Annotated in this window: 22 protein-coding genes and 1 pseudogene; 4 read left to right on the top strand and 19 right to left on the bottom strand. The window is 60.4% G+C overall.

Annotated features, from left to right (window positions below; translation table 11 throughout):
• Positions 1-58: 58 nt before the first annotated feature.
• Positions 59-1,189, bottom strand: coding sequence for a ribosome small subunit-dependent GTPase A (rsgA, locus tag QZ511_RS07110; protein WP_295801060.1), 1,131 nt, complete (start codon positions 1,187-1,189; stop codon positions 59-61).
• An 859-nt stretch (positions 1,190-2,048) separates the two neighbouring features.
• Here rsgA and pulA point away from each other — a divergent pair.
• Positions 2,049-5,459 (top strand): pullulanase-type alpha-1,6-glucosidase, encoded by a 3,411-nt coding sequence (gene pulA / locus QZ511_RS07105; protein WP_295801057.1) that lies wholly within the window; start codon positions 2,049-2,051, stop codon positions 5,457-5,459.
• Positions 5,460-5,726: 267 nt separating this feature from the next.
• Here the strand turns inward: pulA and ribA are convergent, their stop codons facing one another.
• The 12 genes from ribA to glyA form a co-directional block, all read right to left on the bottom strand.
• The gene (gene ribA, locus QZ511_RS07100) at positions 5,727-6,335 is read right to left on the bottom strand and encodes a GTP cyclohydrolase II (protein WP_295801053.1); all 609 of its coding nucleotides are present in this window, start codon (positions 6,333-6,335) and stop codon (positions 5,727-5,729) included.
• Between the two features lie 20 nt (positions 6,336-6,355).
• Positions 6,356-6,997 carry a TIGR02281 family clan AA aspartic protease gene (locus tag QZ511_RS07095; protein WP_295801051.1) on the bottom strand — a complete coding sequence of 214 codons (642 nt, stop codon included), beginning with the start codon at positions 6,995-6,997 and terminating at the stop codon, positions 6,356-6,358.
• A gap of 12 nt (positions 6,998-7,009) precedes the next feature.
• Positions 7,010-7,492, bottom strand: a complete 483-nt coding sequence (locus QZ511_RS07090) for a phosphatidylglycerophosphatase A (protein ID WP_295801050.1) — start codon at positions 7,490-7,492, stop codon at positions 7,010-7,012.
• 31 nt (positions 7,493-7,523) lie between these two features.
• Entirely contained in the window at positions 7,524-8,477 is a 954-nt protein-coding gene (thiL, locus tag QZ511_RS07085; RefSeq protein WP_295801047.1) for a thiamine-phosphate kinase, read from the bottom strand.
• 10 nt (positions 8,478-8,487) lie between these two features.
• Positions 8,488-8,928 (bottom strand): transcription antitermination factor NusB, encoded by a 441-nt coding sequence (gene nusB / locus QZ511_RS07080; RefSeq protein WP_295801045.1) that lies wholly within the window; start codon positions 8,926-8,928, stop codon positions 8,488-8,490.
• A gap of 16 nt (positions 8,929-8,944) precedes the next feature.
• Positions 8,945-9,415, bottom strand: a complete 471-nt coding sequence (ribE, locus tag QZ511_RS07075; RefSeq protein ID WP_161857496.1) for a 6,7-dimethyl-8-ribityllumazine synthase — start codon at positions 9,413-9,415, stop codon at positions 8,945-8,947.
• Positions 9,416-9,636: 221 nt separating this feature from the next.
• A complete protein-coding gene (ribBA, locus tag QZ511_RS07070; protein ID WP_295801038.1) occupies positions 9,637-10,752 on the bottom strand; it encodes a bifunctional 3,4-dihydroxy-2-butanone-4-phosphate synthase/GTP cyclohydrolase II in 1,116 nt (371 codons plus the stop codon).
• Positions 10,753-10,985: 233 nt separating this feature from the next.
• A complete protein-coding gene (locus tag QZ511_RS07065; protein ID WP_295801036.1) occupies positions 10,986-11,648 on the bottom strand; it encodes a riboflavin synthase in 663 nt (220 codons plus the stop codon).
• The gene (gene ribD, locus QZ511_RS07060) at positions 11,648-12,778 is read right to left on the bottom strand and encodes a bifunctional diaminohydroxyphosphoribosylaminopyrimidine deaminase/5-amino-6-(5-phosphoribosylamino)uracil reductase RibD (RefSeq protein ID WP_295801033.1); all 1,131 of its coding nucleotides are present in this window, start codon (positions 12,776-12,778) and stop codon (positions 11,648-11,650) included. The genes QZ511_RS07065 and ribD overlap by 1 nt, the downstream gene beginning before the upstream one ends.
• Entirely contained in the window at positions 12,775-13,257 is a 483-nt protein-coding gene (gene nrdR, locus QZ511_RS07055; protein WP_295801030.1) for a transcriptional regulator NrdR, read from the bottom strand. The genes ribD and nrdR overlap by 4 nt, the downstream gene beginning before the upstream one ends.
• A gap of 113 nt (positions 13,258-13,370) precedes the next feature.
• The gene (locus QZ511_RS07050) at positions 13,371-14,468 is read right to left on the bottom strand and encodes an extracellular solute-binding protein (RefSeq protein ID WP_295801027.1); all 1,098 of its coding nucleotides are present in this window, start codon (positions 14,466-14,468) and stop codon (positions 13,371-13,373) included.
• A 379-nt stretch (positions 14,469-14,847) separates the two neighbouring features.
• The gene (gene glyA, locus QZ511_RS07045; protein ID WP_295801025.1) at positions 14,848-16,113 is read right to left on the bottom strand and encodes a serine hydroxymethyltransferase; all 1,266 of its coding nucleotides are present in this window, start codon (positions 16,111-16,113) and stop codon (positions 14,848-14,850) included.
• Positions 16,114-16,473: 360 nt separating this feature from the next.
• Between glyA and QZ511_RS07040 the strand changes: the two genes are divergently transcribed.
• Positions 16,474-16,896: a hypothetical protein gene (locus QZ511_RS07040; protein ID WP_295801023.1), complete on the top strand. Its 423-nt coding sequence runs from the start codon at positions 16,474-16,476 to the stop codon at positions 16,894-16,896.
• A 211-nt stretch (positions 16,897-17,107) separates the two neighbouring features.
• Positions 17,108-17,665, top strand: a complete 558-nt coding sequence (locus QZ511_RS07035; RefSeq protein ID WP_295801019.1) for a hemerythrin domain-containing protein — start codon at positions 17,108-17,110, stop codon at positions 17,663-17,665.
• A gap of 23 nt (positions 17,666-17,688) precedes the next feature.
• Here QZ511_RS07035 and fnr read toward each other — a convergent pair whose 3' ends face one another.
• The 5 genes from fnr to QZ511_RS07010 all read right to left on the bottom strand — a co-directional run bounded on the left by fnr (position 17,689) and on the right by QZ511_RS07010 (position 23,041).
• Positions 17,689-18,411, bottom strand: coding sequence for a fumarate/nitrate reduction transcriptional regulator Fnr (gene fnr / locus QZ511_RS07030; RefSeq protein ID WP_295801018.1), 723 nt, complete (start codon positions 18,409-18,411; stop codon positions 17,689-17,691).
• Between the two features lie 74 nt (positions 18,412-18,485).
• Positions 18,486-19,913, bottom strand: a complete 1,428-nt coding sequence (gene hemN, locus QZ511_RS07025; protein ID WP_295801015.1) for an oxygen-independent coproporphyrinogen III oxidase — start codon at positions 19,911-19,913, stop codon at positions 18,486-18,488.
• Between the two features lie 156 nt (positions 19,914-20,069).
• Positions 20,070-20,759 (bottom strand): OmpW family outer membrane protein, encoded by a 690-nt coding sequence (locus QZ511_RS07020; RefSeq protein ID WP_295801012.1) that lies wholly within the window; start codon positions 20,757-20,759, stop codon positions 20,070-20,072.
• Between the two features lie 214 nt (positions 20,760-20,973).
• Entirely contained in the window at positions 20,974-21,882 is a 909-nt protein-coding gene (gene mmsB / locus QZ511_RS07015; protein ID WP_295801011.1) for a 3-hydroxyisobutyrate dehydrogenase, read from the bottom strand.
• A gap of 55 nt (positions 21,883-21,937) precedes the next feature.
• Positions 21,938-23,041, bottom strand: a complete 1,104-nt coding sequence (locus tag QZ511_RS07010; protein ID WP_295801008.1) for an enoyl-CoA hydratase/isomerase family protein — start codon at positions 23,039-23,041, stop codon at positions 21,938-21,940.
• 225 nt (positions 23,042-23,266) lie between these two features.
• Between QZ511_RS07010 and ettA the strand changes: the two genes are divergently transcribed.
• Complete coding sequence (gene ettA / locus QZ511_RS07005) at positions 23,267-24,931, top strand: energy-dependent translational throttle protein EttA (protein WP_295801005.1); 1,665 nt, start codon at positions 23,267-23,269, stop codon at positions 24,929-24,931.
• 172 nt (positions 24,932-25,103) lie between these two features.
• Here ettA and QZ511_RS07000 read toward each other — a convergent pair.
• Positions 25,104-25,663: pseudogene (locus QZ511_RS07000) on the bottom strand (TonB-dependent receptor); the annotation flags it as partial.

Raw genomic sequence — 25,663 nt, 5'->3', positions numbered from 1 at the left:
GAAGCGTCGGCACCTTGCCTTCGCTTCTGGCCAGTCACTTCGTCAGCATAAGCTTTAGCTACTCGCCTCCACCCTTCCGCGCCCGCACCTGGTTTAGCACCGTGCGGTAAAACTGCCCCAGCGCCCGGTCATCCGCCCGGGCCTGCGCCAGGGTTTTGCTGTTGCGCGTTATTTCCCTTTCCAGCTTGCGCCAGTTCAGTAAACGACGTTCGTCCAGTTCGCCGGATTCGACCGCGGCCTGCACCGCGCAGCCCGGTTCGGATTCGTGGGCGCAGTCGGCAAAACGGCACTGTTCTGCGAGCTGGCCAATATCCGAGAAGGTTGCGGCCAATCCTTCGCTGACGTCTGTCAGGCCCAGTTCGCGCATGCCGGGGCTGTCGAGCAGCAGGCCACCATCCGGAATGGCGTAGAGTGCGCGGTGGCGGGTGGTGTGGCGGCCTTTGCTGTCGTCTTCGCGAATGCCGCCCGTTGCGGCAAGGTCAACGCCCGCGAGGCTGTTGAGCAGGGTGGATTTGCCGACGCCCGAGGACCCGAGCAGTGCGAGGGTTTCGCCGCTGCGACAGTACTCTTTGAGTGGTTCCAGGGTTGCGGGGTCGAGGGCATTGACCAGCAGCAGCGGCAGGTCGCGGTGTTTTGCCAGTGCTTCCCGGTACTGCTCGTGGTCGTCGCTCAGGTCTGCCTTGGTGACTACCAGGCAGGCGCGACAGCCCGCTTCCCGCACCAGTGCCAGGTAGCGTTCGATGCGCGACAGGTTGAAGTCGTGGTTGCAGGAGGAGACGATCAGGACGTTGTCGACGTTCGCTGCAATCAGCTGCGCGTGTTTGGCCCCGGGCGCCATGCGCCGGAACAGGCTGCTGCGCTCCAGGCGCCGCACGGGTTTGCGGCTGTCCCGCTCCAGCAGTAGCCAGTCGCCCACGGTGGGCCTTTCCTGTGTGTCTTCGAACAGGGCGCCGCTGACCAGTACCGGTTCCTCGCCGCTATCGCCTGAGACTTCGATCTGGCTGCGGTGCACGGCCATGACCCGCACCGGCTCGCAGTCGGTGAGTTCGTCCAGCGATAGCTGTTGCTGGAAGAACGGTTTCCAGCCCAGTTTATGCAGCGGTGATTCGCCGGCAGCAGCTTTGCCCTGCGCAGCGGCAGTTGCACCGCGCCGGAATGCCGGGCGGCGTGAAATCAGAGATTTACTCAAGGTTCTAAACCCTCAATGGTGCCCTGCTCGCTTATCGCAGGCGCACGTCATATTCGCCACAGACAACAGAGTCTGGGCAGTATTTGGAAGGGTTTCCAATGGGTGGGGAAACCCGACAAAAGAAACTTGCCGGGCAGGAAGCGATCAGTCGCGGCTGGCCCGGCGGGGAATGGATACAATCATCAACAATCCTCCGCTGGTGGAATTTCGTGCAATTTAACAGTGATTTGGTGGCAGGGCAATAACGAAAGTGGCAGCGCTGCTACCGGGACTCCCTTGTGAGACACGCCGTAAACCCATCCATGGGGGCTCGTCTGCGGCCATCCAGGCCGGCGCGAGCCGCCAAAAAACCAGCAGAATCACGCTTCTGCGCCGGCTTTTTTGGCGGCGTCGGGAAGAGAAAAGACAGAACGTCTTTTCTCTTCCCGGCACAAAAAAAGAAAAGCCGGCATAAAGCCGGCCTCTTATATCTGATAGCTGTCGGTGCATCACCTTTCTCGACCTGCAGCAATCGGATGTCAATGAGTATAGACACACAAACTGATCGCGCACTCCATAAGTGACTGATTTGCCCTTCCTGGGCTTTGTGCGAGATCTGCATCTTGCTCACGTATAGATTCGCGTTTACCCGTTTCGCTGCCATGAAGCTTTTGTGAAAGGTTTGTTACATCGAGAACCGCTCACAGTCACTTTTTCCATCTGAACCCGTCGCCCCAAAGCCGCCTACCTCTGGCGCGCATTTCCTTCACCCTCCCCCGGGGAGGAGGTAACCGGCAGCCAAGTCCCGTCCAATGGTCGCGGGGGAAGCGATGCCCCCGTCTCGATGTGAATAACAACAAACAGCCCAGAGAGAATTCCCATGCAAGCGAAGTCCGCCGGCCTGATCCTGGCCGCCAGCCTCCTGTCACAAGCCGTTTTCCACACGAATCACGCCTCTGCTGCCGATACGCCGGACCCGTCCCAGGTAAATATACCCGGCAACCTGCAGAGCGTGCTCGGTTGCCCCGGTGACTGGCAGCCGGAGTGCGCCGCCACCCTGCTGCAATACCACGCCGACGACGACAAATGGCAGGGCAAGTTTCAGGTTCCCGCGGGGAACTGGGAGTACAAGGCCGCGCTCAACGGCAGCTGGGACGAAAACTACGGCGTGAACGGCTACCGCGACGGCGGCAATATTCCGTTGCAGTTAAGTGAAGGTCGCGAGGTAAAGTTTTACTACGACCATGAGAGCCACTGGATTACCGACAACGTGAACAGCACCATTGCCACAGTCGCCGGCAACTTCCAGTGGCAGCTGGGCTGTCCCGGTGACTGGCAGCCGGATTGCCTGCGCAGCTGGATGCAGGACAGCGATGGCGACGGCATCTATACCTTCCTCACCAACGGCATTGCCTCCGGTGATTACGAATTCAAGGTCGCGCTGAACGAAGGCTGGAGCGAAAGCTACGGCAACAACGGCGGCAACGTGCCATTTACCGTCGCCGAAGATGGCGATGAAATCTATTTCGCATTTGATCCCGCCAGCAGGCAGGTCACCGTCAGCACCAATGGCATTCCCCGCGGCGACCTCACCCGGGAAAAAGCCCACTGGCTGGATGCCGGCCACTTTGCGTGGAATATCAGTCCCGCAGAAGACGATCAGGTCAAACTGTTGATCAGCGCTGACGGCAACCTGCAGATTACGCCGGAGGGTATTGCCGCGGATGCGGAGTACCTGCTGCAGGCCGACGCCGCACTGCCTGCCGCAACCCGGCAGCAGTTCCCGCACCTCGCGGACCAGACCGCCTTTGCTCTGACAGACGATGTCGACCTGGCACAGCTGGTTAGCGGACAGCTGGCGCTCGCCCTTTTCGACCGCGACGGCAACCTGAAAGATGCCACCGGCATTCAACTGGCGGGGGTACTCGACGACCAGTTTTACTACGACGGCGAGCTGGGTGCTGCGGTGAATGCCAACAGCGTCGACTTCAGGCTTTGGGCACCCACCGCGCGTTCCGTCAAACTGCACCTGTTCACCGATCCGCAGTCCGACACCGCAGACATGATCGTCCCCATGTACCGCGCCGGCGGCGCCTGGCAGGCCAGTGTCGGCAAGGAGTGGGATCGCGCCTACTACCTGTACGAGGTCGAAGTTTTTTCCTATTTCTCCGATGCGGTGGAAACCAACCTGGTGACCGATCCCTACTCCCTGAGCCTGTCCCGCAACAGCGGCAAGAGCCAGGTAATCAACCTGGATGACCGCGACCTGCAGCCCCGAGGCTGGCAGCGGCTGCACAAACCGCGCCTGCAAAACCCGGAAGATATTTCCCTGTACGAACTGCACGTGCGCGATTTTTCCATTGGGGATGAAACCGTGCCAGAGGCGGAGCGCGGCACCTTCAAGGCCTTCGCCCGCCACAACAGCGACGGCATGCACCATTTGAAAAAGCTCGCCAACGCGGGCATGACCCATATCCACCTGCTGCCGGCATTCGACTTCGCCACCGTCAATGAAGACAAGGCGGCACAACAGCAGCCCGGAGACTTAACCAGTTACGCGGCAGACAGCAGCGAACAGCAGGCAGCAGTCAATGCCATCCGCGATAGCGACGGTTTCAACTGGGGTTACGACCCGCTGCATTTCACAGTCCCGGAAGGCAGCTACGCCACCGACGCGAACGGCCCCGCCCGCATCCGCGAATTCCGCGAAATGGTGCAGGGACTGTCCCGCTCTGGCCTGCGCGTCGTCATGGATGTGGTCTACAACCACACCAGTTCTTACGGCCAGTACAAGAATTCGGTGCTCGACAAAATCGTTCCCGGCTACTACCAGCGCCGCAACAATGACGGCGACGTGGAAATGAGCAGCTGCTGCGCCAACACCGCCAGCGAACACCGCATGATGGAAAAACTGATGCTCGACTCCATGGAAGTGTGGGCAAAAGACTACAAGGTAGACGGCTTCCGCTTCGACCTGATGGGCCACCACAGCCTCGCCAACCTGCACAACACCCGCGCCATGCTCGACAAGCTCACACCGGAGAACGCCGGAGTGGACGGCAAATCGATCTACCTCTACGGCGAGGGCTGGAACTTCGGTGAAGTCGCCAACGACGCCCGCTTCAAGCAGGCCCGCCAGGGCAATATGGCCGGCACCGGTATCGGCACCTTCAACGACCGCCTGCGCGACAGCGTGCGCGGCGGCAACCCGTTCGGCGGCTTTGAGGAACAGGGGTTCGGCACCGGGCTGTTTACCGACAGCAATGGAAAGTTTTGGGGGGACGAGCGCCAGACATTACTGACCCTTGCGGACAAGGTCCGCGTATCCCTCGCCGGCAACCTCAAGCAATACACCTTCACCGATTCCCACGGCAACCAGACCACCGGCGAAGCCCTGGTCTACAACGGCCAGCCCACCGGCTACACCGAAGACCCGCAGGAATCCATCAACTACATCGCCGCCCACGACAACGAAACCCTGTTCGACGGCATCCAGATCAAAGCCAACAGCACCGCCACCATCGAAGACCGCGCGCGCATCCAGGCGTTCAGCAATTCACTGCTGCTGTTTGCCCAGGGAGTGCCGTTTATCCACGCCGGCCAGGACTTCCTGCGCTCCAAGTCGATGGATCGGGATAGTTACAATTCCGGCGACTGGTTCAATGCGCTGGATTTCAGTTTTGAACAAGGCAACTGGGGCAAGGGCCTGCCGGTGGCGGACAAGAACCAGGACAGCTGGTGGATCATGCAACCGCTGCTGGCCAATCCTGACCTGGCACCACAAAAGGCCCACCGCAAACTCACCGCGTCGATCTTCCGCGAGCAACTGGCCATCCGCAGCAGCTCCCCGCTGTTCCGTTTGACCACTGGTGAGGAAATCCAGAATCACCTGAGCTTCCTCAACACCGGCCCCGAACAGGTTCCGGGTCTGATTGCGATGCAACTTGAAGACAGCGAAGGTGACATCGACCGCTACTACCAACGTATCGTTGTGCTGTTCAACGGTGATAAGGAAACCGTAACCTTCTCCAATGCAGCCCTCTCTGGCAAACACCTGAAGCTGCACCCACTACAGCGCCACTCCGCCGACCCGGCGCTGCGTGGCGCATCGTTTGATCCCAATACGGGTACTTTCACTCTGCCGGGACGCGCGACTGCCGTGTTCGTGCAGGGCCGGCACGAGGCAGTGAAAGAGAAGTTAAAGGGGAAAATCGAGCAGTTGAAAAAAGAGAAAGAAGATAAGCTAAATAGTATTTTCAGCTTCTTAAAATCCTTTCTCTTAAGCTTCTAGCGAAGTACGAAACCAAAAGCGAAGAGCTTGCTGCCGGGGGCTATATGCGAGACCTTCTAAAACAGGGATGTTTTAGAAGAGCCCCCAGGGATGGGTTTACGGCGTGTCTCGCATATAGCCACCGGTAGCAAGCTCGCCACCGTAGGCCTTCTGAGCGCGAGACTCCGGGACCGGAGAGCTACGTAGAGAGTTACGAGGCGGCCCCGCTACTGGGGCCTTCGATTCGGACTTTTGAGATTTACCGAACCTTTATACGCGGATTTTTAATTACGACTCCGAGCTTTCTTCGTCGTCGAAGAGATGACCCAGTTTGCCCTTTTTGGTGGAAAGGTAATTCAGGTTATGGGGATTGCGGCCGCTCTGGTGTGGCAATCGTTCGGTAACGGTCACACCGAGATCTTCCAGCGCCTTCACCTTTCTCGGGTTATTTGTCATCAGACGGATGGCCTTGATACCCAGGTGGTCGATCATCGGCTTAAGGATCGAGTAATCGCGCATATCCGCACCGAATCCCAACTGCTCATTCGCCTCCACCGTATCCGCCCCACAATCCTGCAACTTATACGCGCGAATCTTGTTCAGCAGACCGATACCACGCCCTTCCTGACGCAAATAGAACACCACACCACGGCCTTCCGTAGCAATCCGGTGCAACGCATACTGCAACTGCGCACCGCAATCACAACGCAGGGAAAACAGCGCATCCCCCGTCAGACACTCCGAATGGATACGGGCCAGCACCGGCTCATCGGTATCCAGGTCGCCCATGGTCAGGGCAACATGCTCCTTGCCGGTTTCCACTTCCTCAAAACCATGCATCTCAAACATGCCCCAGGAAGTGGGCAGCTTGGAGGATTCAACATAGCGAATGGTCAAACTGATACCTCGTCAATCCATCAATTGCGCGCGCGCAGCAGCAACAGACCATCCCGTTGCTGCATATCCACGCGACTCAAAAAACTGTTACCCAGCAAAGTAATTTGCGGGAAATCATTGCCCAGCACCGTCGCCTCTACATTGTGCACCGTGATACCGCCGATGGTGACCCGGTCCAGTTGCAGGCGATAGGCCTTTTCCACACCGCTGGCAGTGGAGACCGTCATCGGTTGCGCGCGGGTGAGGTCCAGCCCCAGTTTGCGCGCGGTGGGGTAATTGAAAGCGATGCTGGTCGCGCCGGTATCCACCATCACCGGGATCTGGCGACCGTTGACCCAGGCGGTAGTGCTGTAGTGGCCGCGGCTGTCGGGAACCAGGCGCACTTCCGCCTTCTCTGCCGTCGCATAGCTGGCCGCTACCGGCGCCGCCAGGGTCAGGCGTTGCTGGTGGCCATTGATCTTTACCAGGGCATAGTCACTGGTAACGGAAACCAGTTGCACGCCCTCGGGCGAGGTTTTGCCGGATTTAAGCAGCCGCTGCTTGCCGTCAATCTCGAACATGGCGCTGCTGCCGAAGATGGCTTTCAGGCGCACGTCCTGTGCCATTGCAGCCTGGGCGGCAATGGCGAGCATCACGGTGAGTATTGCGGCGAATGTCTTCATTGGCGTCCTGCCTCAAAACATACTCAGGGCCAGTGCGGTGCCCTGCAGCACCAGCGCGGCATAGATGCCCGCCAGTATATCGTCCAGCATGATCCCCAGACCACCGTGCACCCGGCGGTCGGCCCAGCCGATGGGCTGCGGCTTGGCGATATCGAAGATGCGGAACAGTACAAAGCCGTACAGTGCCCACAGCCAGCCCGCGGGGGCGAGAAACATGGTGATCCAGTAGCCGACAAATTCGTCCCACACGATGCCGCCGTGGTCGTGCACCCCGAGTTTTTTCGACGCGGCGCCGCACAGGTAACAGCCAAACACCGACGCTACCGCCACCACCGCCAGATACATCGCCGGCGACAGGAACTGCATGCCCCACCACAGGGGAATGGCGGCGACGGTACCGAAGGTGCCCGGCGCTTTCTTGGCGAGACCGGAACCGAAGCCGAAGGCCAGGAACAGTACCGGGCTGCGCAGAAGTTGTGAAAATGTCGGGGTCATAGCGATCCTTTTGTGATCCTTTCCCAACCGGTCAGAAATGCCGGTAGCCGGCGTGTCCTGCCTGCCAGGGCGCGCCGTTGAAACGGCACTGGATGCCGGAACCTGCACTCATGCGGCCAATGGCGGTCACCGGCAGGTCAAGTTGTGCAACCGCGTCGAGATGCCTTTCCGGCACGGTAAAGCACAGCTGGTAATCGTCGCCACCGGTCACCGCGGTTTCCAGTGCGGTTGCCGGGTTCACACTCCGTGCCAGTTCCGCTACCGGCACTTTTTCCAGTTCCAGCTGTGCGCCCAGATGACTGGCGTTGCAGATATGCCCCAGGTCCGCCAACAGGCCGTCGGAGATATCCAGGCCGGCACTGGCGTAACCCGCCAGCTTCTGCACCAGTTCGAATTGTGGCTGCGGGAAATAAAAAGCTTCCTCAGCCTGCTGCTTCTGCGCTTCGCCAGCGCGATATTCGCCGAGCAGAATGGGCAGCGCCGCGCTGGCAGCCCCCAGGGTGTTGCTGACAAAGACACTGTCGCCCGCGCCCGCGCCATCGCGCCGCAGCGGCTGCTCGCTGGCGCCGGTCACCTGGATGGTGATGGAGAGCGGCCCTTTGGTGGTATCGCCACCAACCAGTGCAATATCGAACAGGTGCGCGGTGTCGGCGATGCCCCTGGCAAATCCTTCCAGCCACTCGGCATTGCTTTCCGGCAGTGTGAGGGCGAGGGTAAACCACAGGGGGGTGGCGTTCATGGCCGCAAGATCGCTGAGGTTTACCCGCAACGCGCGGCTGGCAATTCGGTAGGGGTCTGCCTGTGCCGGAAAGTGCACGCCGGCCACTAGGGTATCCACACTGGTGGCGAGGAATTTGCCGGCCGGCGGCGTGAGCAGGGCGCAGTCGTCGCCGATACCCAGCTCGACACCGGCGCCCGGGGCATTGGCCTGAAAGCGGGACGCGAAATATTCCCGTATCAGTTCAAATTCACCGGGGCCGGCCATGGCTGCTCAATCAGCCTTTGTCGGCTTTGACTTCGACGCTGCGCTCTTTGGCCGCAACCTTGTCGAGGATGCCGTTGATAAATTTGAAGGCGTCGGTGGGACCGAATTTTTTCGCCAGCGCGACGGCTTCGTTGATGACGACCTTGTAGGGGACGTCGATACGGTTTTTCAATTCATAGGTGGACATGCGCAGCAGGGCGCGGGACACCGGGTCCAGTTCTTCCACGTCGCGGTCGAGGTACTGGCTGTAGGCGCCTTCGATTTCGTCGAGGTTTTTCGCTACACCGTGGAACAGTTCGCGAAAGTAGGCCACGTCGGTTTTGCTCATGTCGTTGTCGGCATGAAACTCGGCTTCAATGGCGTTCAGGCTGGCGCCGGCCATTTGCCACTGGTACAGGGCCTGCATGGCGTAGTGACGGGCCTTGCGGCGGGCGGATGCGGTTACGGTCATCTCAGTTCAGTCTCAATCAGATTTTGCCCAGCAGGGAAACCATTTCCAGGGCGGTTTCCGCAGCTTCGCAGCCTTTGTTGCCGGCTTTGGTGCCGGAGCGTTCGATGGCCTGTTCAATGGAGTCTACGGTGAGTACGCCAAAGGTCACAGGGATGCCGGTGTTCATGGATACCTGGGCGAGGCCTTTGGTACATTCGCCGGCGACGTATTCGAAGTGCGGGGTGCCGCCGCGGATGACGGCGCCCAGCGCAATCACTGCGTCGAACTTTTTGCTTTCGGCAATTTTCTGCGCGGCGAGCGGGAATTCGAAGGCGCCGGGGGCGTAGTAGATGGTGATATCTTCTTCTTTGATGCCTTTGCGACGCAGGGTATCCAGTGCGCCGTCCTTCAGGCTTTCTACAACAAAGCTGTTCCAGCGGCTGACCAGCAGTGCGTACTTACCGGTGCTGCCTACGAAATCCCCTTCGATCACTTTGATATTGCTCATGGTCATTTTTCCATTGTCTGCTTGTTCACTGTCAGTCCACTTGGTGCTTCGGAACTGGGGCAGTGGCGGCAGAGCACCGGGGAAGGGTTTTCAGGACCGCTGTGAACCCATCCCTGGGCGCTGCGGCGGCAACATCCTGTTGCCGACGCTCCTGAAAACCCTTCCCCGGCACTCCGCCTTCGATTTGAAGTTTTGAGTTTTCCTAACCGCTTTTAAATCTTTCAGATCTCGTCTGCGTTCAGATACTCCTCCACTTCCAGGTCGAAACCGGAGATGGCGCTGAATTTGAACGGAGCGCTCAGCAGGCGCATCTTGCGCACCTTCAGGTCCCGCAGGATCTGCGAGCCGGTGCCGACCTGTTTGTATACCAGGTCCTGGCTCGGGCGCTGCTGCTTGCCGCTGATCAGCCAGTCGATGCTCTCTTCGATCTCTTCGGTGGTTTCATTGTGGCAGATCACCACAACCACACCCTTGCCCTCTTCCGCGACTTTTTTCAGTGCGCTGCGGAAAGTCCAGGGTTCGAACTTCTCATCGCCACGGCGCAGGCTGAAAACATCGCGCAGGGTGCTGGCGACGTGTACCCGCACCAGGGTGGGCTCTTCCGGAGTGAAATCGCCGAGCGAAAACGCGAAGTGGCGTTCGCGACGGGCCTTGTCGAGGTAGGTGCGGAGTTTGAACTCACCGAACTCGGTATGCACCTTGCGCTCGTTTACGCACTCGACAGTTTTCTCGTTGAGGGCGCGGTAGTTGATCAGGTCGGCGATGGTACCGATCTTGAGGTTGTGTTCTTTCGCGAACTTTTCCAGATCCGGGCGACGCGCCATGGTGCCGTCTTCATTCATGATTTCGACGATGGCAGCGGCGGGTTCAAAACCGGCCAGGCGCGCGAGGTCGCAACCCGCTTCGGTGTGGCCGGCGCGGCTCAGTACGCCGCCCGGCTGCGCTTTGATCGGGAAAATATGCCCGGGCTGCACGATGTCGGACGGCTTGGCATTGCGGGCGACGGCAGCGCGAATGGTGCGCGCGCGGTCGGCGGCAGAAATACCGGTAGTAACGCCCTCGGCGGCTTCGATGGAAACGGTGAAGTTGGTGCTGAACTGGGCGCCGTTGTCGCGAGACATCAGCGGCAGGTCGAGCTGTTCGCAGCGGTCGCCGGTGAGGGTCAGGCAGATCAGGCCGCGGGCGTGGGTGGCCATGAAGTTGATGTCTTCCGGGCGCACCTGCTCGGCGGCGATCACGAGGTCACCCTCGTTCTCGCGATCTTCGTCATCCATCAGGATAACCATTTTGCCCTGACGGATATCGTCGATCAGTTCTTCAACGCTATTCAGTTCCATAAAACCTCTAGTTTGCTCGATGAGGTCAATGCTCTCACCTTTCGAAATCTATTCATGGCACACACCCATGATGCGAAGGCGCTGACATCGGGTGACCATTTGCAGGACCTTCGAAAAAAGGGACTTTTTCGAAGAGCCCCCAGGGATGGGTTCACGGCGTGTCCTGCAAATGGTCACCCGATGGCAGGGCCGCCACCACGGTGGCCAGGAGCCACTATCCCAATTCTTCGGTATCAGGCCTTGTAAAACCCGTGCTGGGCCAGAAATTCCATGGTCAGCCCATCTTCCTTCGACTTGGCGGCGGCATCTCCCAAGAGTAGCCGCTCCAGGTAGCGCGCAATCAGGTCCACTTCCAGGTTCACCTTGCTGCCCGCCTGATAGCCACCGATCACGGTTTCCGCGATGGTATGGGGCACAATGGTGAGTTCGAATTCGGCGCCATCTACCGCATTGACCGTCAGACTGGTGCCATCCACGGTAATCGAGCCCTTGTGGGCGATATATTTGGCCAGCTCATCCGGGGCGCGCAGGCGGAACTGCTCGGCGCGGGCGGTGGTCTTGCGCCACACCACCTCGCCGATACCATCCACATGGCCACTTACCATATGACCGCCGAGGCGGGTCTGCGGGGTGAGCGCCTTTTCCAGATTGACCCTGTCCCCCAGCTTCCAGTTACCCACAGTGGCAACCGCCAGGGTCTCTGCAGACACATCCGCCCAGTAACCGTCGCCGGGCAGATCCACCACCGTCAGGCAGACCCCATTGGTAGCGATGCTGTCGCCGAGTTTCACGTCGGAGAGATCCAGCTTGCCGGTTTTTACCCGCACACGCAGGTCGCCGCCGCTGGGTTGCAGTGCGGTAATCTCACCAACAGCCTCTACGATTCCTGTAAACATCAGCGCTCTATATCGGTCGTTGCGGTGATGCGCCAGTCGTGGCCGACTGCGCGCATATCGGTAATGGTGATCGGCAGCATGGAGCCCATGCGCGCGATCGGCAGCTCGAACAGCGGCCGCGCGCTGGAGCCGAGAATCTTGGGCGCCATATAGACGATGATTTCGTCCACATGGCCCTGGTACATAAACTCGCCCGAAAGGGTCGCGCCGCTCTCCACCAGCACCTCGTTGCACTCCCGGCGCGCCAGCTCTTTCAGCAGCTCACCCAGGTGCACCCGGCCATTCTGGTCCGCCGGCAATTCAATGACTTCGGCGCCAGCCTTTTGCAGCCGCGCCTTGCGCTCGCTGTCGGCACCACTGGTGGTGACCACCAATGTGGGGGCGTCACCCTGCAAAATAAAGGCTTTCGCGGGAGTGCGCAGCTTGCTGTCCACGATCACCCGCAGCGGCTGCTTTTCCGCCGCGGCTTCCGCGGCGAGCATCTCCAGGGCGATTTCGTCGGCGCGCACATTCATATTCGGGTTGTCGTGGCGCACCGTGTCGACGCCGGTAACGATTGCGCAGCTGCGCGCGCGCAGGCGCTGTACATCGGCGCGGGCCGCGGGGCCGGTGACCCATTTGGACTCGCCGCTGGCCATGGCGGTACGGCCGTCGATGCTCATGGCCGACTTGGTCCGCACCAGCGGCAGGCCCAGGCTCATGCGCTTGATAAACCCGGGGTTCAGCGCGCGGCAGGATTCTTCCAGCAACGGACCTTCCACTTCAATGCCCGCATCGCGCAGTTTTTGTAACCCATTCCCGCTGACCTGCGGATTCGGGTCCTGCATGCCGTACACCACCTTGGCCACACCGGCGGCGATCAGCGCCTCGGTGCAGGGGCCGGTCTTGCCGCTGTGACTGCAGGGTTCCAGGGTGACGTAGGCGATATTGCCCCGGGCCTTGTCGCCGGCAGCCTTCAGCGCTTCCACCTCCGCATGTCCTTCGCCGGCGCGCTGGTGCCAGCCCTCGCCGAGGATATTGCCCTGCTCGTCGGCGATGACGCAGCCGACGCGGGGGTTGGGCATGGTGGTAAAGAGGCCGCGCTCCGCCAGCTGAATGGCGCGGGCCATCAGTTCTCTCGGCGTCATCATGCCTCCCCGGATTCCGTGGAGGACTTGCCGCGGGTGTTGAGGCGTTCGATTTCGTCACTGAAATCGCTGACGTCCTCAAAGCGGCGATAGACGGAGGCGAAGCGCACATAGGCTACCTGGTCCAGCTCCCGCAGCTGCTCCATCACCAGCTCGCCGATACGCATGGCGGGGAGTTCGCGCTCGCCGGTGGCCTGCAGGGCGTGCTTGATCTGGGAAACGGCAGCTTCCACCCGCTCGGTGCTGACCGGGCGTTTTTCTACCGCGCGCTGGATGCCGGCGCGGAGCTTGTCTTCGTTGAAGGGTTCGCGCTGGCCGTTCTGTTTGACGACCCGCGGCAGGACCAGTTCGGCGGTCTCGAAGGTAGTGAAGCGCTCGTGGCACTGCAGGCACTCGCGACGACGGCGCACCTGGTCGCCATCGGCCACCAGGCGGGAGTCTACGACTTTGGTTTCATCTGCGCTGCAGAAAGGACAGTGCATGGAGAGTGGGCCCTATCAGAAATTGCGCGGCAGTTTACCACACGACAGTCAAATAGGCCTGCATCCCCACTCCCCAGCGGGCTCACGGCTATAGGCCAGAGAGCCCAGAGAGGTCAGAGCGCTTCGCGCTCGATAATCCGCTGCCACAGCTTCTGTCGCAGGGCCAGCACATTGGGTTTGGTGGCAGAGGAGATCCAGGTGCGCTCGATCACTTCCGGGCCGGGGTAAACGATGGGGTTGTTGCGGAGCTCGGGATCCACCAGTTCCTGGGCCGCCAGGTTAGCGTTGGCGTACTGGGTTTCATTGCTGATTTTGGCAATCACGCTCGGCTGCATCAGGTAATTGATGAACTGATAGGCGGCGTCAACATTCTGCGCGTTGGCGGGCATCGCAACCACATCGACCCACAGCGGGAAACCCTCTTTCGGCATGATGTAGCGGATGTCGAACGGCTTGCCGGCCTCCTCCGCCTGCCGCTGGGCCTCCAGCACGTCACCGCTCCAGCCGTGCGCGATACAGCGCTTGCCGCTGGCCAGGTCTTCCATGTATTCGCCGGAATCGAAATCCGTAATATACAGGCGGACCTTGGCCAGCAGGTTCGCCACCAGGTACTGGTGCGCGACGCTCATGCTGTTGGGGTCCTTGCCGAGGTAGTTCTGGGCAACGTCGAAGATTTCTTCCGGCGAGCGCATCAGGGTGGCGTTGCAGTGGTCGAGCTTGCTGAGGTTTTCCGGCTCAAACAGCAGGCTCCAGCTGTCTTCCGGCAGCACACCACCGAAAGCTTTCTCCACCGCCTGGACGTTGTAGCCGATACCCACGGTGCCCCACAGGTAAGGGAAAGCATACGCATTGCCCGGGTCAGACTGCTCCAGGCGCCGCATGAATTTGGGGTCGTTGCGGGACCAGCCGTCGATGCGGTTGCGGTCCAGCTTCTGCAATTTGCCGGCGGCGATGTAGGCGGGGATGTTGTCGGAGCTGGGAACGATGATGTCGAACTGGCGGCCGTCTGTCAGCCACACCTGCTCCAACTCTTCGATATCGTCGAACTCGAAGTAGTGCACCTTGATACCGGTCGCCGCTTCGAACCCGGCAATGGTGTCTTCGGCGATGTATTCCGACCAGTTGGCGAAGTACAACTCTTTCGCCTGGACGCACTGACAGAGCCCAACCAGCAGAAACCATGAAACAAATTGGCGGATTACCGGATGCATGCTATTCCCTCGCTCGGCAGCTGCGCTGCGCGGTTCATTCAGGCCCCTGCAGTGCAGTCCCGCGCTGCCGGAAGCGTCGAACCCTGAAACCGCTTGGATCCGAATTGCCCGCCCCCTGTAGCGGGTGACGAGGCGTTAAGCAGCACATCCCGGTGCTATCGCTGTGCGGTGCAAAAACTGCGCCGCAATTCTGCCGAAGCAGAAACCGAAGCTTAATTCGGCTTTGAAGGTGGCGTATTAAACCAGAAACCGCGCGCCATTTCACAGCGATACAGATCATTTCTCCGCTTTGTATCCCCCACAACGAAAAACGGCTCCCTATGGAGCCGTTTCTCGGAACATTGTGCTTGCGGGACAGCCTTCTGCTGCCCCGCCCTACTTACACCTTGTATACGGGGAACTTGGCACAGATTTCCAGTACTTTGGCTTTCACCTCCGCGATGGTGCCTTGCGCATCGCCCTTCTCCAGCGCGTCGAGCACGTCGCAGATCCAGTTGGTGAGCTGCTTGGTCTCTTCCACGCCGAAACCGCGGGTGGTGATGGCCGGGGTGCCCACACGCAGGCCGCTGGTGATGAACGGGGAGCGCGGGTCGTTGGGGACCGCGTTCTTGTTCACGGTGATGTTGGCGTTGCCCAGGGCTTCGTCCGCATCCTTACCGGTGTATTCCTTGCCGATCAGGTCCACCAGCATCAGGTGGTCGTCGGTGCCACCGGAAACGATGTTGATACCGCGATCCTTGAAGGTCTCCGCCATGGCGCGGGCATTCTCGACCACCTTCTTCTGGTAGGCCTTGTATTCCGGGGTCATGGCTTCCTTGAAGGAAACCGCCTTGGCCGCGATCACGTGCATCAGCGGGCCGCCCTGACCGCCCGGGAATACCGCGCTGTTCAGTTTCTTCTCGATCTCTTCATTGGCCTTGGCAATGATGATACCGCCGCGGGGACCGCGCAGGGTCTTGTGAGTGGTGGAGGTCACCACGTCGGCGTGGGGTACCGGGGACGGGTAAACGCCCGCTGCAACCAGGCCGGCCACGTGAGCCATATCCACCATCAGGTAGGCGCCAACCTTGTCGGCGATCTCGCGGAACCTGGCCCAGTCCATGATGCGGCTGTAGGCGGAGAAGCCGGCCACGATCATCTTCGGCTTGTGTTCCAGCGCCAGGCGCTCCACTTCCTCGTAGTCCACCTCGCCGGTTTCCGGGTTCAGGCCGTACTGCACCGCGTTGTAGATCTTGCCGGAGAAGTTCACCTTGGCGCCGTGGGTCAGGTGGCCGCCGTGGGCCAGGCTCATGCCCAGTACGGTGTCGCCCGGGGCGCACAGGGCCTGGTAGACCGCGGCGTTGGCCTGGGAGCCGGAGTGGGGCTGGACGTTGGCGTAATCGGCGCCAAACAGCGCTTTGGCGCGCTCGATGGCCAGGGTTTCCACCTTGTCCACGTATTCACAGCCGCCGTAGTAGCGCTTGCCCGGGTAGCCTTCCGCGTACTTGTTGGTCAGGCTGGAGCCCTGGGCTTCCATCACCTGCGGGCTGGTGTAGTTTTCCGAGGCGATCAGCTCGATGTGTTCTTCCTGGCGACGGTCTTCCTCCTGAATTGCATCCCAGACTTCGGCATCGTAAGAGGCAAGCGTGACTGATTTATCAAACATGGTTTTCCCTCGGGTAAGGCGCTAACAGCGACTAAGCATAATCTCGACGGGGGCGAATACCGATCCGTCTGACCAGTCCCCCACCTCAGAAAGGCGCGCATTGTACACCAAGGGGCAGGCGACGGTGCAAAGGGTGTACGTGAAACAAATTCAATACAGCGCCCCACCTCGCTCAAGTTGCAGCAGTGACGCGCATTGTTGAAAAAAGCGCCAGCAGGGGCCGGATCCCCTGGCGGCTGCCGGCCGCAACATTTCTGTCACCAGACCTTAACCATTCTGTTGCTATGGTTCGACGGCCGCCGCCGACAATACCTTTAACCGGCTGGCGACCGTTACAACAATGATACAGGGGGACCCACTGTGCCTATTTGCAAAAAATCCCTGGCCGCACTGGCCATTGGCAGCCTTGCCACACTGATGCTCACCGCTTGTGCAAACAATCCGGTAGAAACCGTCAGCGTGCGCGGCACCGTCGTCGAGGAAGACGGCAAGTTCTATCTGCAGAGCCAGAATGACAAGTATTTCCTGAATGCCATGCCGCAGCTGCGATACGGGCGCTACGTGGGCAAGCAGCTGGCCATCGAAGGCGAGGTGCCGCAGGAATGCACCCAGGTATGGGACGATGCCATCGTGCGTGTGGGCAACGACGCGGAACTGGTGGACATCAACAAGGTGGACTGGTCCCAGTGCATCGCCGCAGAGAAAGTCAGCCTGATCACCGCCCGCGGTGAGCAGCAAGTCTACGACTGGGAAAAGATCGAACTGGAAGACTATTTTTTCTGAACGGATTCTTCTGAACCGTTTTTCCGACCGACTTCTCGCTGTCGGGCCACGTAAAAACTGCGTGGTTTTGCCCGCCCCTGCCCGCATTCGCGAGGCCGGGGGCACCTGCCCCCTCCTCAACCCGCCCCAACTTGATCCAGGTCAATTGCCGTTGGCGGGCGCGGACAACAATAGAGTTACCGGTACCCAACCTCAGCGATGGAGGTGCGATATGCACAGTATCTACCGGCAGCTCTGCTGCGACCACAAACACATGCAACGGCTGCTCGACGTATTCGAAACGCTGCTACAACAACTGGGAAAACAGGACCGCAATCCCGCAACGCTGACCATGATCCTGGACGCACTGGATTATCTTTCCGTTTACCCGGACCAGTGGCATCACCCGGTAGAAGACCTGGTGTTCGAGCAGCTGCTGGGCAAACCGGTGGACGTTCGCGATGTGATCAACAGAACCTTCAAGGAACACCACCAGATTGCCGTTGCCACACGCAAGATGAACAGCCTGTTTTACGCCGTCGCCAACGACGCCGCGGTGGAAAGGGAGCAGCTGTTCGGCGCCGCGCGGGAATTTATCGAGCTGCAGCGGCGCCACCTGCAAAGGGAAAATGAAATCCTGTTCCCGCTGGTGGCCGAGATGCTGACCGAGAACGACTGGGATGATGTGCAGAACAAGATTCAGCAACGCCAGAGCATGCACTTCAATACCGGCGTAAAAAGACTGTATGAATCCGTATATGAGGAGCTGGCGGAGCCCGCCGAGGCGTAAGCCGCGGCCGGGCTCCTGTAACTCTAGCTCTCGTAACTGCAGTGCGTGCCCGCCAGTTCACTGAGGGCGACCAGGTCGAGGATGGAAACCGAACGCCCTTTTACACTGATCAACTCCTGCTTCTGGAAGCGGGAGATCAGGCGGCTGACGGTTTCCGCGGTGAGGCCAAGATAATTGGCGATATCCATGCGTGGCATGGACAGCACAAACTCGCTGGCGGAATAACCGCGGCGCGAATAACGGCTGGAAATGTTGATCAACAGCGCCGCCAGCCGGCTCTCGGCGGAGCGCTTGCCCAGCAGCAACAGCGCTTCATTTTCCTGCTTCAGCTCTTCGGAAAAAATACTGTAAATCTGCTTTTGCAGCGCCGGCACTTCCTGCGCCAGACTCTCCAGCTGGGTAAACGGCAGTACACAGACACTGCTGTCTTCCAGTGCCTCGGCATAGCCCGGATGCACACCACCGCTGTAGGCGTCGAGCCCCAGCAGCTCGCCCGGCAGGGCAAAGTGGGTAACCTGGGTATCGCCATCGGCACCGATCACCGCCGACTTGAAACTGCCAGAGCGGATCGCGTAGAGGCTGGAGAAAGGATCGCCGGCGCGGTACAGGGCCTCGCCGGCCTTGATGATTTTCTTTTTGCGGGTGACCAGTTCCAGGCGCTCGATATCCTGCTCGCTCAGCCCCACCGGCAGGCACAGACGACGCACCGAGCAATTGCTACAACTGACTGGAATAGTCTCTTTCATCGGAATCCCGCAACGCCACAAAAATAGAAGGGTTAAGGCTGATTTCGGAGGGAGATTGTATCCCTTCCCCGCCCCTAAAGCACCCGCGAGTACCGCGCGGTCTGTTCGGCGCCATGCAGATAGACATCAAAGGCAGCAGCGGCGTTGCGCAGGAACCAGCGCCCGCGCTCGGTCACGTACAGCTCACTGTCGCTCTGCCCCAGCAAACCGTCGGCAAACATCGGTTGCAGGCGCGCGAGCTCCGCCCGGAAACCCTGGCTAAACGACTGCCCGGTGCGCGCCTCTACCTCGCGCTTGTCGACGCGGAGATGGCACATCAACTCCATGATCAGCCACTGGCGCAGGCGGTCATCCGCACTCAGTTGCCAGCCGCGGCAGATGGCCTCACCGGGCCCGGCGATGGCGCCGGCGTATTCTTTCAGGCTGTGGTGGTTCTGCCAGTAGCCGTCGCGGCTGTAGCTGATGGCGGAAGCGCCGAGACCCACCAGGGCATCCGCGGGCATCAGGGTATAGCCCTGGAAGTTGCGCGCCAGGCGCCCCTCGGCCGCGGCCCGGGCCATTTCGTCGTCGGGGCGGGCAAAGTGATCCATACCGAGGAATACATAACCCGCTTCGGTCAGGCGGCGGCTGGCCGCCAGCTGCATGGCGATTTTCTCGGACGGCGACGGCATCAGGTCGGAATCGATCAGGCGCTGGGCCTTGAAGCGCTCCGGCAGGTGCGCGTAGTGATACAGGGCAATACGGTCCGGTGCCAGCTCGAGTACCTTGTCGATGGTTTTTTCCAGGCTCGCGACATTCTGTCCCGGCAGGCCGTAGATCAGGTCGTAGGAAATGGAGCCGAAGCCCCGCTCGCGGGCGCCCTCGGTCAGCGCCTGCACCTGTTCCGGGCTGCAGATACGGTTGATCGCCCGCTGCACCTCCGGATTGAAGTCCTGAATGCCGAGGCTGAGGCGGTTGAAACCCAGGTCCCGCAGGGTATCCAGGGTTTCGCTTTCAAGTACCCGCGGATCCGCCTCGATGCTGTATTCCACATCGTCGCCGGTGCGCAGGTCGAAAATTTCTCCCAGCCCCTCGACCAGCCGGCGCAGGTCGCCATCGTTGAGGAACGTGGGAGTACCGCCGCCGAGGTGCAACTGCACCACCGGTGCCCGCGCCACCCGCTCGCGATACCACTGCGCTTCCTTCAGCACATTGTCCAGGTAACTGGAGGCCAGCCCGTACTGGCGGGTGATGATCTTGTTGCAGGCGCAGAAATAGCACAGGGAGCGGCAGAACGGGATGTGCACATACAACGATAATGTTTCCACATCCTGCAGCGCCGCCCACGGCTGGTCGCCGCTTGCGGAGCCACTCATGGGCACAAAACGGTCCGCAGTGGGATAGGAGGTATAGCGCGGACAGGGGCCCGCATAGCGCGCCAGCAGGTCTGCCGAAAGCTCGGGAACCGGCTGGTCAGCGGATGGGGTTGAGCGGGTGACGGTGCTATCGAATTTGTCGTCCATCTGCGAAAAACCTCTGATCCTGGATCATGCTGTGGAGAGCGGACCAGGGTAAGTTACCCGGCGGCCTGCCGCCGGCGCTTGATTTATGTCAATCGCCGCCGGCTTTTCGATGGGCTCCGCGCTGCGGAGCCCTGCCACGGCACGCTGGGGCGGCAATCAGAAGCGATAGCCGAATCCGGCACTGTAGACCAGCGGGTCCAGCTCCACATCGGCGGCAACCTTGCCCACGCCGGGAACGTCGACCCGGGCCTCGGTATCAATATCCATCCACCATACCGCCAGGTTCAGCAGCCAGCGCTGATCGGCGCCGAAGGCAATATCAACTCCGGCCTCGGCGGCCATTCCGGTGGAATTTTTCAGGGACAGATCGGCATCGCCGCTGGCACCCAGGGTGGCGAATACCGCATTGGCCTCACCGCTGACCTCTTCATCAAAAAAGGCGGTGTAGTTCAGGCCCAGGCCGATATACGGCTGTACAGAAGAGGAAGCTTGCAGCGGGTAATACTGCAGCATCACGGTCGGGGGGAGATGTTTGGTTTCGCCAAGGTCGAAGGTTTCCCCGAGCCCGGATACTTCCAGGTCGTGACTGAACGGGGTGGCGGCAATCACTTCCAGTCCCCAGTGATCGCGCAGCATATAGGTGCCGATCAGGCTCAGTGCGGTGCCGTCAGCAACCTCAGCGGCAGTGCCATCGAGGGCAACACTCCCCAATGCCAGGGCACTGGAGCTGACATCCGGGCTGACGGTAATGGCACCGCTGCGAAAAATGAAATCACCGGTATCGTAGGCAAATACAGGGCCGGAAATCAGTGCGGCCAGAACGGTGCCGAGCGCCACTTTTTTCATGTTTATCTCCGTGTCTTGAATCAGGGCTTCCGTCTCGCCGGTACGCTAATTAGCGTTATTGGTATGGCGCTCCATGGAGACGGCTGCAGATTAGCGGCTGGAGTTCCCGGCCCTTTTGATTCAAATCAAACGCGGAGTACAAACAGGCTCAAGAAAACTCGACGCCCGGCTCGTTGAAACCGGGCTTTCCGTTGTCGAGTCGGCTTGTTGAGAATCAGTCCCCGGCGGGGCGACGGAAAAGATTCTGGATACTGGAGAAATCCAGCGCAGCATTGGCGGTGTCGCCACCGTGCAACTGGTACAGGTTTTTCGCCAGCGCCCCCAGCGGGGTCGAGGAGGCACTGCCGGCCGCGGTATCCATCGCCAGGCCGAGGTCCTTCAGCATCAGCGCCACCGAAAAACCACCCTCATAGTTGCGCGAAGCGGGCACGCCCTCCATCACTCCCGGATACGGATTGTATTTTTCCAGCGACCAGTTGCCGCCGGAACTCGCGCGCATGATGTCCGACAGCACTGTCGGATCCAGCCCGTTATCCACCCCCAGCTGCAACGCCTCGGCGGTACCGATCATATGGATGGCCAGCAGCATGTTGTTGCAGATCTTGGCCACCTGCCCGGAACCGGCCGCACCGGCGTGGAAGATATTCGCACCCATGGCCTGCAAGTAAGGCTTCGCCGACTCGACCGCTGCCGCCTCGCCGCCGCACATAAACGACAGGGTCCCCGCAGCGGCCGCGGCGGTGCCACCGGAAACCGGTGCATCGATGGCGCGGATACCGCGGTCTCCGGCAGCGGCGATCAGCTGGCGTGCATCCCCGGCAGCGATGGTGGAGCTATCGATCACCAGCACATCCGTATCCAGCGCCTGCAGGATCCCGCGGGCCCCCAGGTACAGCCCCTTGACCGCGTCGCCGCTCGGCAGCATCAAGATGACGACATCGGCACCTTCCACCGTCTGCTGCGCACTTTCCCCGCGCTTGCATCCGTTGGCCACCGCCTGTTGCACCGCCGCCGCCGACAGGTCGAATGCGGTCACCTCAAAGCCCGCCGCAACCAGGTTGGCCGCCATCGGGCCACCCATATGGCCGAGGCCGAAAAATGCGATTTTCTCGATTGTTGCCATGCTTTCTGCTCCGGTTATTTATTATTTTGCATCTGCGTTTTTTTACACGGGCGAATCAAAGATCCGCCAGCGGACTCACTTTCCAGGGGGCGGTGAAACAGGCTTCCACTTCCGCCGCAGTCACCTCCCCCAGCGTCGCCGGCTGCCATTGCGGATTGCGATCCTTGTCGATCAGCAGTGCGCGCACCCCTTCCTTTACCTGACCGTTATTGCACATGTTCACCGCCAGCGTCAGCTCCATTCGCAGCACGTCTGCCAGTGACATATGCCGCGCCCGGTGCAGCTGCTCCCACACGATCCAGGCGGTAAGCGGGCAACCCGCGCGCATGGTGGCCGACGCTCGCTGCAGCCATTTGTCGTCGCCGCTGTAGGCCGCGATCGCTTCATATACCTCCGGCAGGGTCGCGCCGTCGGTGAGTTCCTGGATCACATCGTAATGCGTGCGCAGGTTGGGGGCGGGCTGACCGGCGGCTGGCAGTTCACGGGACTGGATCGCCTTGCTCACCAGTACATGGTTCTGGGCCGGATCCGCACTGAAGTCGAGGGCCTGCAGCCCCGCCAGCAGGTCGTCTTTACCGGCGGCGGGCAGCAGGCGGTCGGCCATGCCGCAGTACAGCGCATCGGTGCCGTTAAACTGCGCGCCGGTGAGGCCCAGGAACAGGCCGGTGCGGCCGGGCATGCGGTTCAGGAACCAGCTGCCGCCCACATCGGGGAACAGGCCGATGTTGATTTCCGGCATGGCCATGCGCGTGGTCTCGGTGACGATGCGGTGGCTGGCACCGCTCATAATGCCGATACCGCCGCCCATGACGATGCCACTGCCCCACACAACGATGGGCTTGGCATAGGTGTGGATGCGGTAGTCCAGGCGATACTCGCGGGTAAAGAAGTCCTGCACGAACTGGCTGGCCCCATTATCGCCATAGCTGCCGGATTCCCGGTGCAACGCGACCACGTCGCCACCGGCACACAGTGCCTTGTCGCCGGCGCCTTCGATCCAGACGCAGGCGAGACTTTCGTCCTTTTCCCACTCATCCAGTTGCGCGGCCATCAGGTCGATCATGTCGAGATTGAGGGCGTTGTGGGCTTTGGGCAGATTGAGCGTCAGTTTGCCGACGGGGCCCTGACGTTCGACGATAAGGGGTGATTCCTGGGTCATACTGGTTCCCGGTTGTCTTGTTCGGGGCAAAGTTAAACACAGAAGGGGCCGTGGTGGCATTACCTCCCCCTTCCAACCGGGTTTACTTCATGTGTAGAGGAGACAGGCGAAGCGCGGGCGTCGACACCGGAAAAACCACTAAAAACACCATGAACCAGCAGGTTGAACTTTCCCACCAAACTGCTAACTTGCGCGCAAATTCTGACCGACTGGAATCGAGCTCTAATGGCTGAATACGTATACACAATGAACCGCGTGGGCAAGGTTGTTCCGCCCAAGCGCGAGATTCTGAAAGATATTTCCCTGTCCTTCTTCCCCGGCGCCAAAATCGGCGTACTGGGTCTGAACGGTGCCGGTAAATCCACCCTGCTGCGCATCATGGCCGGTGTGGACCAGGACTATAACGGCGAAGCTCGCGCCATGCCCGGCATCAAGGTCGGCTACCTGCCCCAGGAGCCGCAACTGGATCCCGCCAAGACCGTCCGCGGCAACGTCGAAGACGGCATGCGCGAAGCCATCGACGCCCTCCAGGGCCTGGAACAGGTGTACGCGGACTACGCCGAGCCGGACGCGGACTTCGATGCCCTGGCCAAGAAGCAGCAACAGTATGAAGACGTGATCCAGGCCTGGGACGCCCACAACCTGGAACACCGTCTGGAAGTGGCCGCCGACGCCCTGCGTCTGCCGCCGTGGGACGCGGACGTGAACAACCTGTCCGGTGGTGAGAAGCGCCGTGTGGCCCTGTGCCGCCTGCTGCTGTCCCGTCCCGACATGCTGCTGCTGGACGAACCCACCAACCACCTCGACGCCGAGAGTGTCTACTGGCTCGAGCGCTTCCTGCACGACTTCGACGGCACCGTGGTCGCCATTACCCACGACCGCTACTTCCTCGACAATGTGGCCGGCTGGATTCTGGAACTGGACCGCGGCCACGGCATTCCGTGGGAAGGCAACTACACCACCTGGCTGGAGCAGAAAGAGAAGCGCCTGGAACAGGAGCAGAAAGGCGAGCAGGCCCGCGCCAAGGCGATGCAGAAAGAACTGGAGTGGGCGCGCCAGAACCCGAAGGGCCGCCAGTCCAAGAACAAGGCGCGCCTGTCCCGCCTGGAAGAGATGCAGTCCCAGGAATTCCAGGCCCGCAACGAGACCAACGAGATCTACATTCCGCCCGGTGAGCGCCTTGGTGACAATGTGATCGAGCTGAGCCATGTGAGCAAGGCGTTCGGTGACCGCGTACTGATCGACGACCTGTCTTTCCGCGTCCCCAAGGGAGCCATCGTGGGAATCGTCGGCGGTAACGGCGCCGGTAAATCCACCCTGTTCCGCATGATCAACGGCACCGAAAAGCCGGACTCCGGTGAGATCAAGATCGGTGAAACCGTACAGATCGCCAGCGTCGACCAGAGCCGCGAAAACCTGGACGACAACAAGACCGTGTGGGAATGCATTTCCGACGGCCACGACATCCTCAAGATCAACAACTACGAAGTGGGTTCGCGCAACTACATCGGCCGCTTCAACTTCAAGGGCAGCGACCAGCAGAAGCGGGTGGGCGAGCTGTCCGGTGGTGAGCGCGGCCGCCTGCACCTGGCCCATACCCTGAAGCAGGGCGCCAACGTGCTGCTGCTGGACGAACCGTCCAACGACCTGGATATCGAAACCCTGCGCGCCCTGGAAGAAGCCCTGCTGAGCTTCCCCGGCTGCGCCATGGTGATCTCGCACGATCGCTGGTTCCTGGACCGTGTGGCGACCCACATCCTGGCCTATGAAGGCGACAGCAACGTGGTGTTCTTTGAGGGTAATTACACCGAGTACCACGAGGACTTCGTGGCGCGCAACGGTGAAAATGCCACGCCGCACCGGATGCAGTACAAGAAGATCAAGACCTGATTTTTTATCAGCGACTTAAAAAAAGCCCGCATTTGCGGGCTTTTTTTTGTTTTTAAAATAGGCAACAAAAAAGCCAGCCCCAAAGAGGCTGGCTAAAGCAAGAGAGAATTTCCAGTTGAATAATCTGGGGTTATTCAACCGGCGATTTATTGTTTTATTTCAACTAATCAGATCAGTTGAAGTCATAGCGAACGCCGAAGCGGATGCTGCGAGGCTCTTGGTAGTAGACCGGCATACCATAGAACTCGTACGGCGCGGTAGTGCCATCCAGGTCGCCAACCTCCTGAGTCTCCAGAACGGTGTCATTGTCAAAGATATTGAAGATATCCATGGACAGCAGCAGCTTCTGACCGTTTGCCATTTCGATCGGATACTGTGCATTCAGGTCGAGATTCCAGTAGGTATCTGTACGACCCTGGCTGGCACGCTTAGCGAGCTCTCCCTGACAGTAGAAGGACTCGGAACCATACGCCTGCGCAAACCCGTCAGTCGGGTGCATACCGAAACAGTTCTGCGGGCGACCAGTCTGCCACATGAAGTTGGCGCCCATGCGCAGGCCCATATCAAACGCGTAAGTACCGAAGGCCTTTACAGTGTGGCGACGGTCGTTCGGCAGATCGCCGTAACCGCCATCCAGCAGTCCCGGCTGGTCGAAGTTGGTAGTCAGACCGGAGTCGGTCTGGCCATTATCGGAGCGTACGCCACCTTCGTTGTTACCCCAGCTGTGGCCCC

The organism is uncultured Microbulbifer sp. (assembly GCF_913055755.1).
Taxonomy (GTDB): Bacteria; Pseudomonadota; Gammaproteobacteria; order Pseudomonadales; family Cellvibrionaceae; genus Microbulbifer.
The sequence above is the reverse complement of the archived record's forward strand: the minus strand, read 5'-3'. Positions and strand labels throughout refer to the sequence as shown.

Excerpts from the sequence above, each read along its gene's own strand:
- mmsB (WP_295801011.1), bottom strand. The coding sequence starts at position 21,882 with ATGGCAACAATCGAGAAAATCGCATTTTTCGGCCTCGGCCATATGGGT.
- QZ511_RS07065 (WP_295801036.1), bottom strand. The coding sequence starts at position 11,648 with ATGTTTACAGGAATCGTAGAGGCTGTTGGTGAGATTACCGCACTGCAA.
- pulA (WP_295801057.1), top strand. The coding sequence starts at position 2,049 with ATGCAAGCGAAGTCCGCCGGCCTGATCCTGGCCGCCAGCCTCCTGTCA.
- ribBA (WP_295801038.1), bottom strand. The coding sequence starts at position 10,752 with ATGGAACTGAATAGCGTTGAAGAACTGATCGACGATATCCGTCAGGGC.
- nusB (WP_295801045.1), bottom strand. The coding sequence starts at position 8,928 with ATGACCGTAACCGCATCCGCCCGCCGCAAGGCCCGTCACTACGCCATG.
- thiL (WP_295801047.1), bottom strand. The coding sequence starts at position 8,477 with ATGGCCGGCCCCGGTGAATTTGAACTGATACGGGAATATTTCGCGTCC.
- ribD (WP_295801033.1), bottom strand. The coding sequence starts at position 12,778 with ATGATGACGCCGAGAGAACTGATGGCCCGCGCCATTCAGCTGGCGGAG.
- QZ511_RS07050 (WP_295801027.1), bottom strand. The coding sequence starts at position 14,468 with ATGCATCCGGTAATCCGCCAATTTGTTTCATGGTTTCTGCTGGTTGGG.
- nrdR (WP_295801030.1), bottom strand. The coding sequence starts at position 13,257 with ATGCACTGTCCTTTCTGCAGCGCAGATGAAACCAAAGTCGTAGACTCC.
- ettA (WP_295801005.1), top strand. The coding sequence starts at position 23,267 with ATGGCTGAATACGTATACACAATGAACCGCGTGGGCAAGGTTGTTCCG.
- fnr (WP_295801018.1), bottom strand. The coding sequence starts at position 18,411 with ATGAAAGAGACTATTCCAGTCAGTTGTAGCAATTGCTCGGTGCGTCGT.
- hemN (WP_295801015.1), bottom strand. The coding sequence starts at position 19,913 with ATGGACGACAAATTCGATAGCACCGTCACCCGCTCAACCCCATCCGCT.
- QZ511_RS07095 (WP_295801051.1), bottom strand. The coding sequence starts at position 6,997 with ATGAAGACATTCGCCGCAATACTCACCGTGATGCTCGCCATTGCCGCC.
- glyA (WP_295801025.1), bottom strand. The coding sequence starts at position 16,113 with ATGTTTGATAAATCAGTCACGCTTGCCTCTTACGATGCCGAAGTCTGG.
- QZ511_RS07090 (WP_295801050.1), bottom strand. The coding sequence starts at position 7,492 with ATGACCCCGACATTTTCACAACTTCTGCGCAGCCCGGTACTGTTCCTG.
- QZ511_RS07010 (WP_295801008.1), bottom strand. The coding sequence starts at position 23,041 with ATGACCCAGGAATCACCCCTTATCGTCGAACGTCAGGGCCCCGTCGGC.
- QZ511_RS07020 (WP_295801012.1), bottom strand. The coding sequence starts at position 20,759 with ATGAAAAAAGTGGCGCTCGGCACCGTTCTGGCCGCACTGATTTCCGGC.
- ribE (WP_161857496.1), bottom strand. The coding sequence starts at position 9,415 with ATGAGCAATATCAAAGTGATCGAAGGGGATTTCGTAGGCAGCACCGGT.
- QZ511_RS07035 (WP_295801019.1), top strand. The coding sequence starts at position 17,108 with ATGCACAGTATCTACCGGCAGCTCTGCTGCGACCACAAACACATGCAA.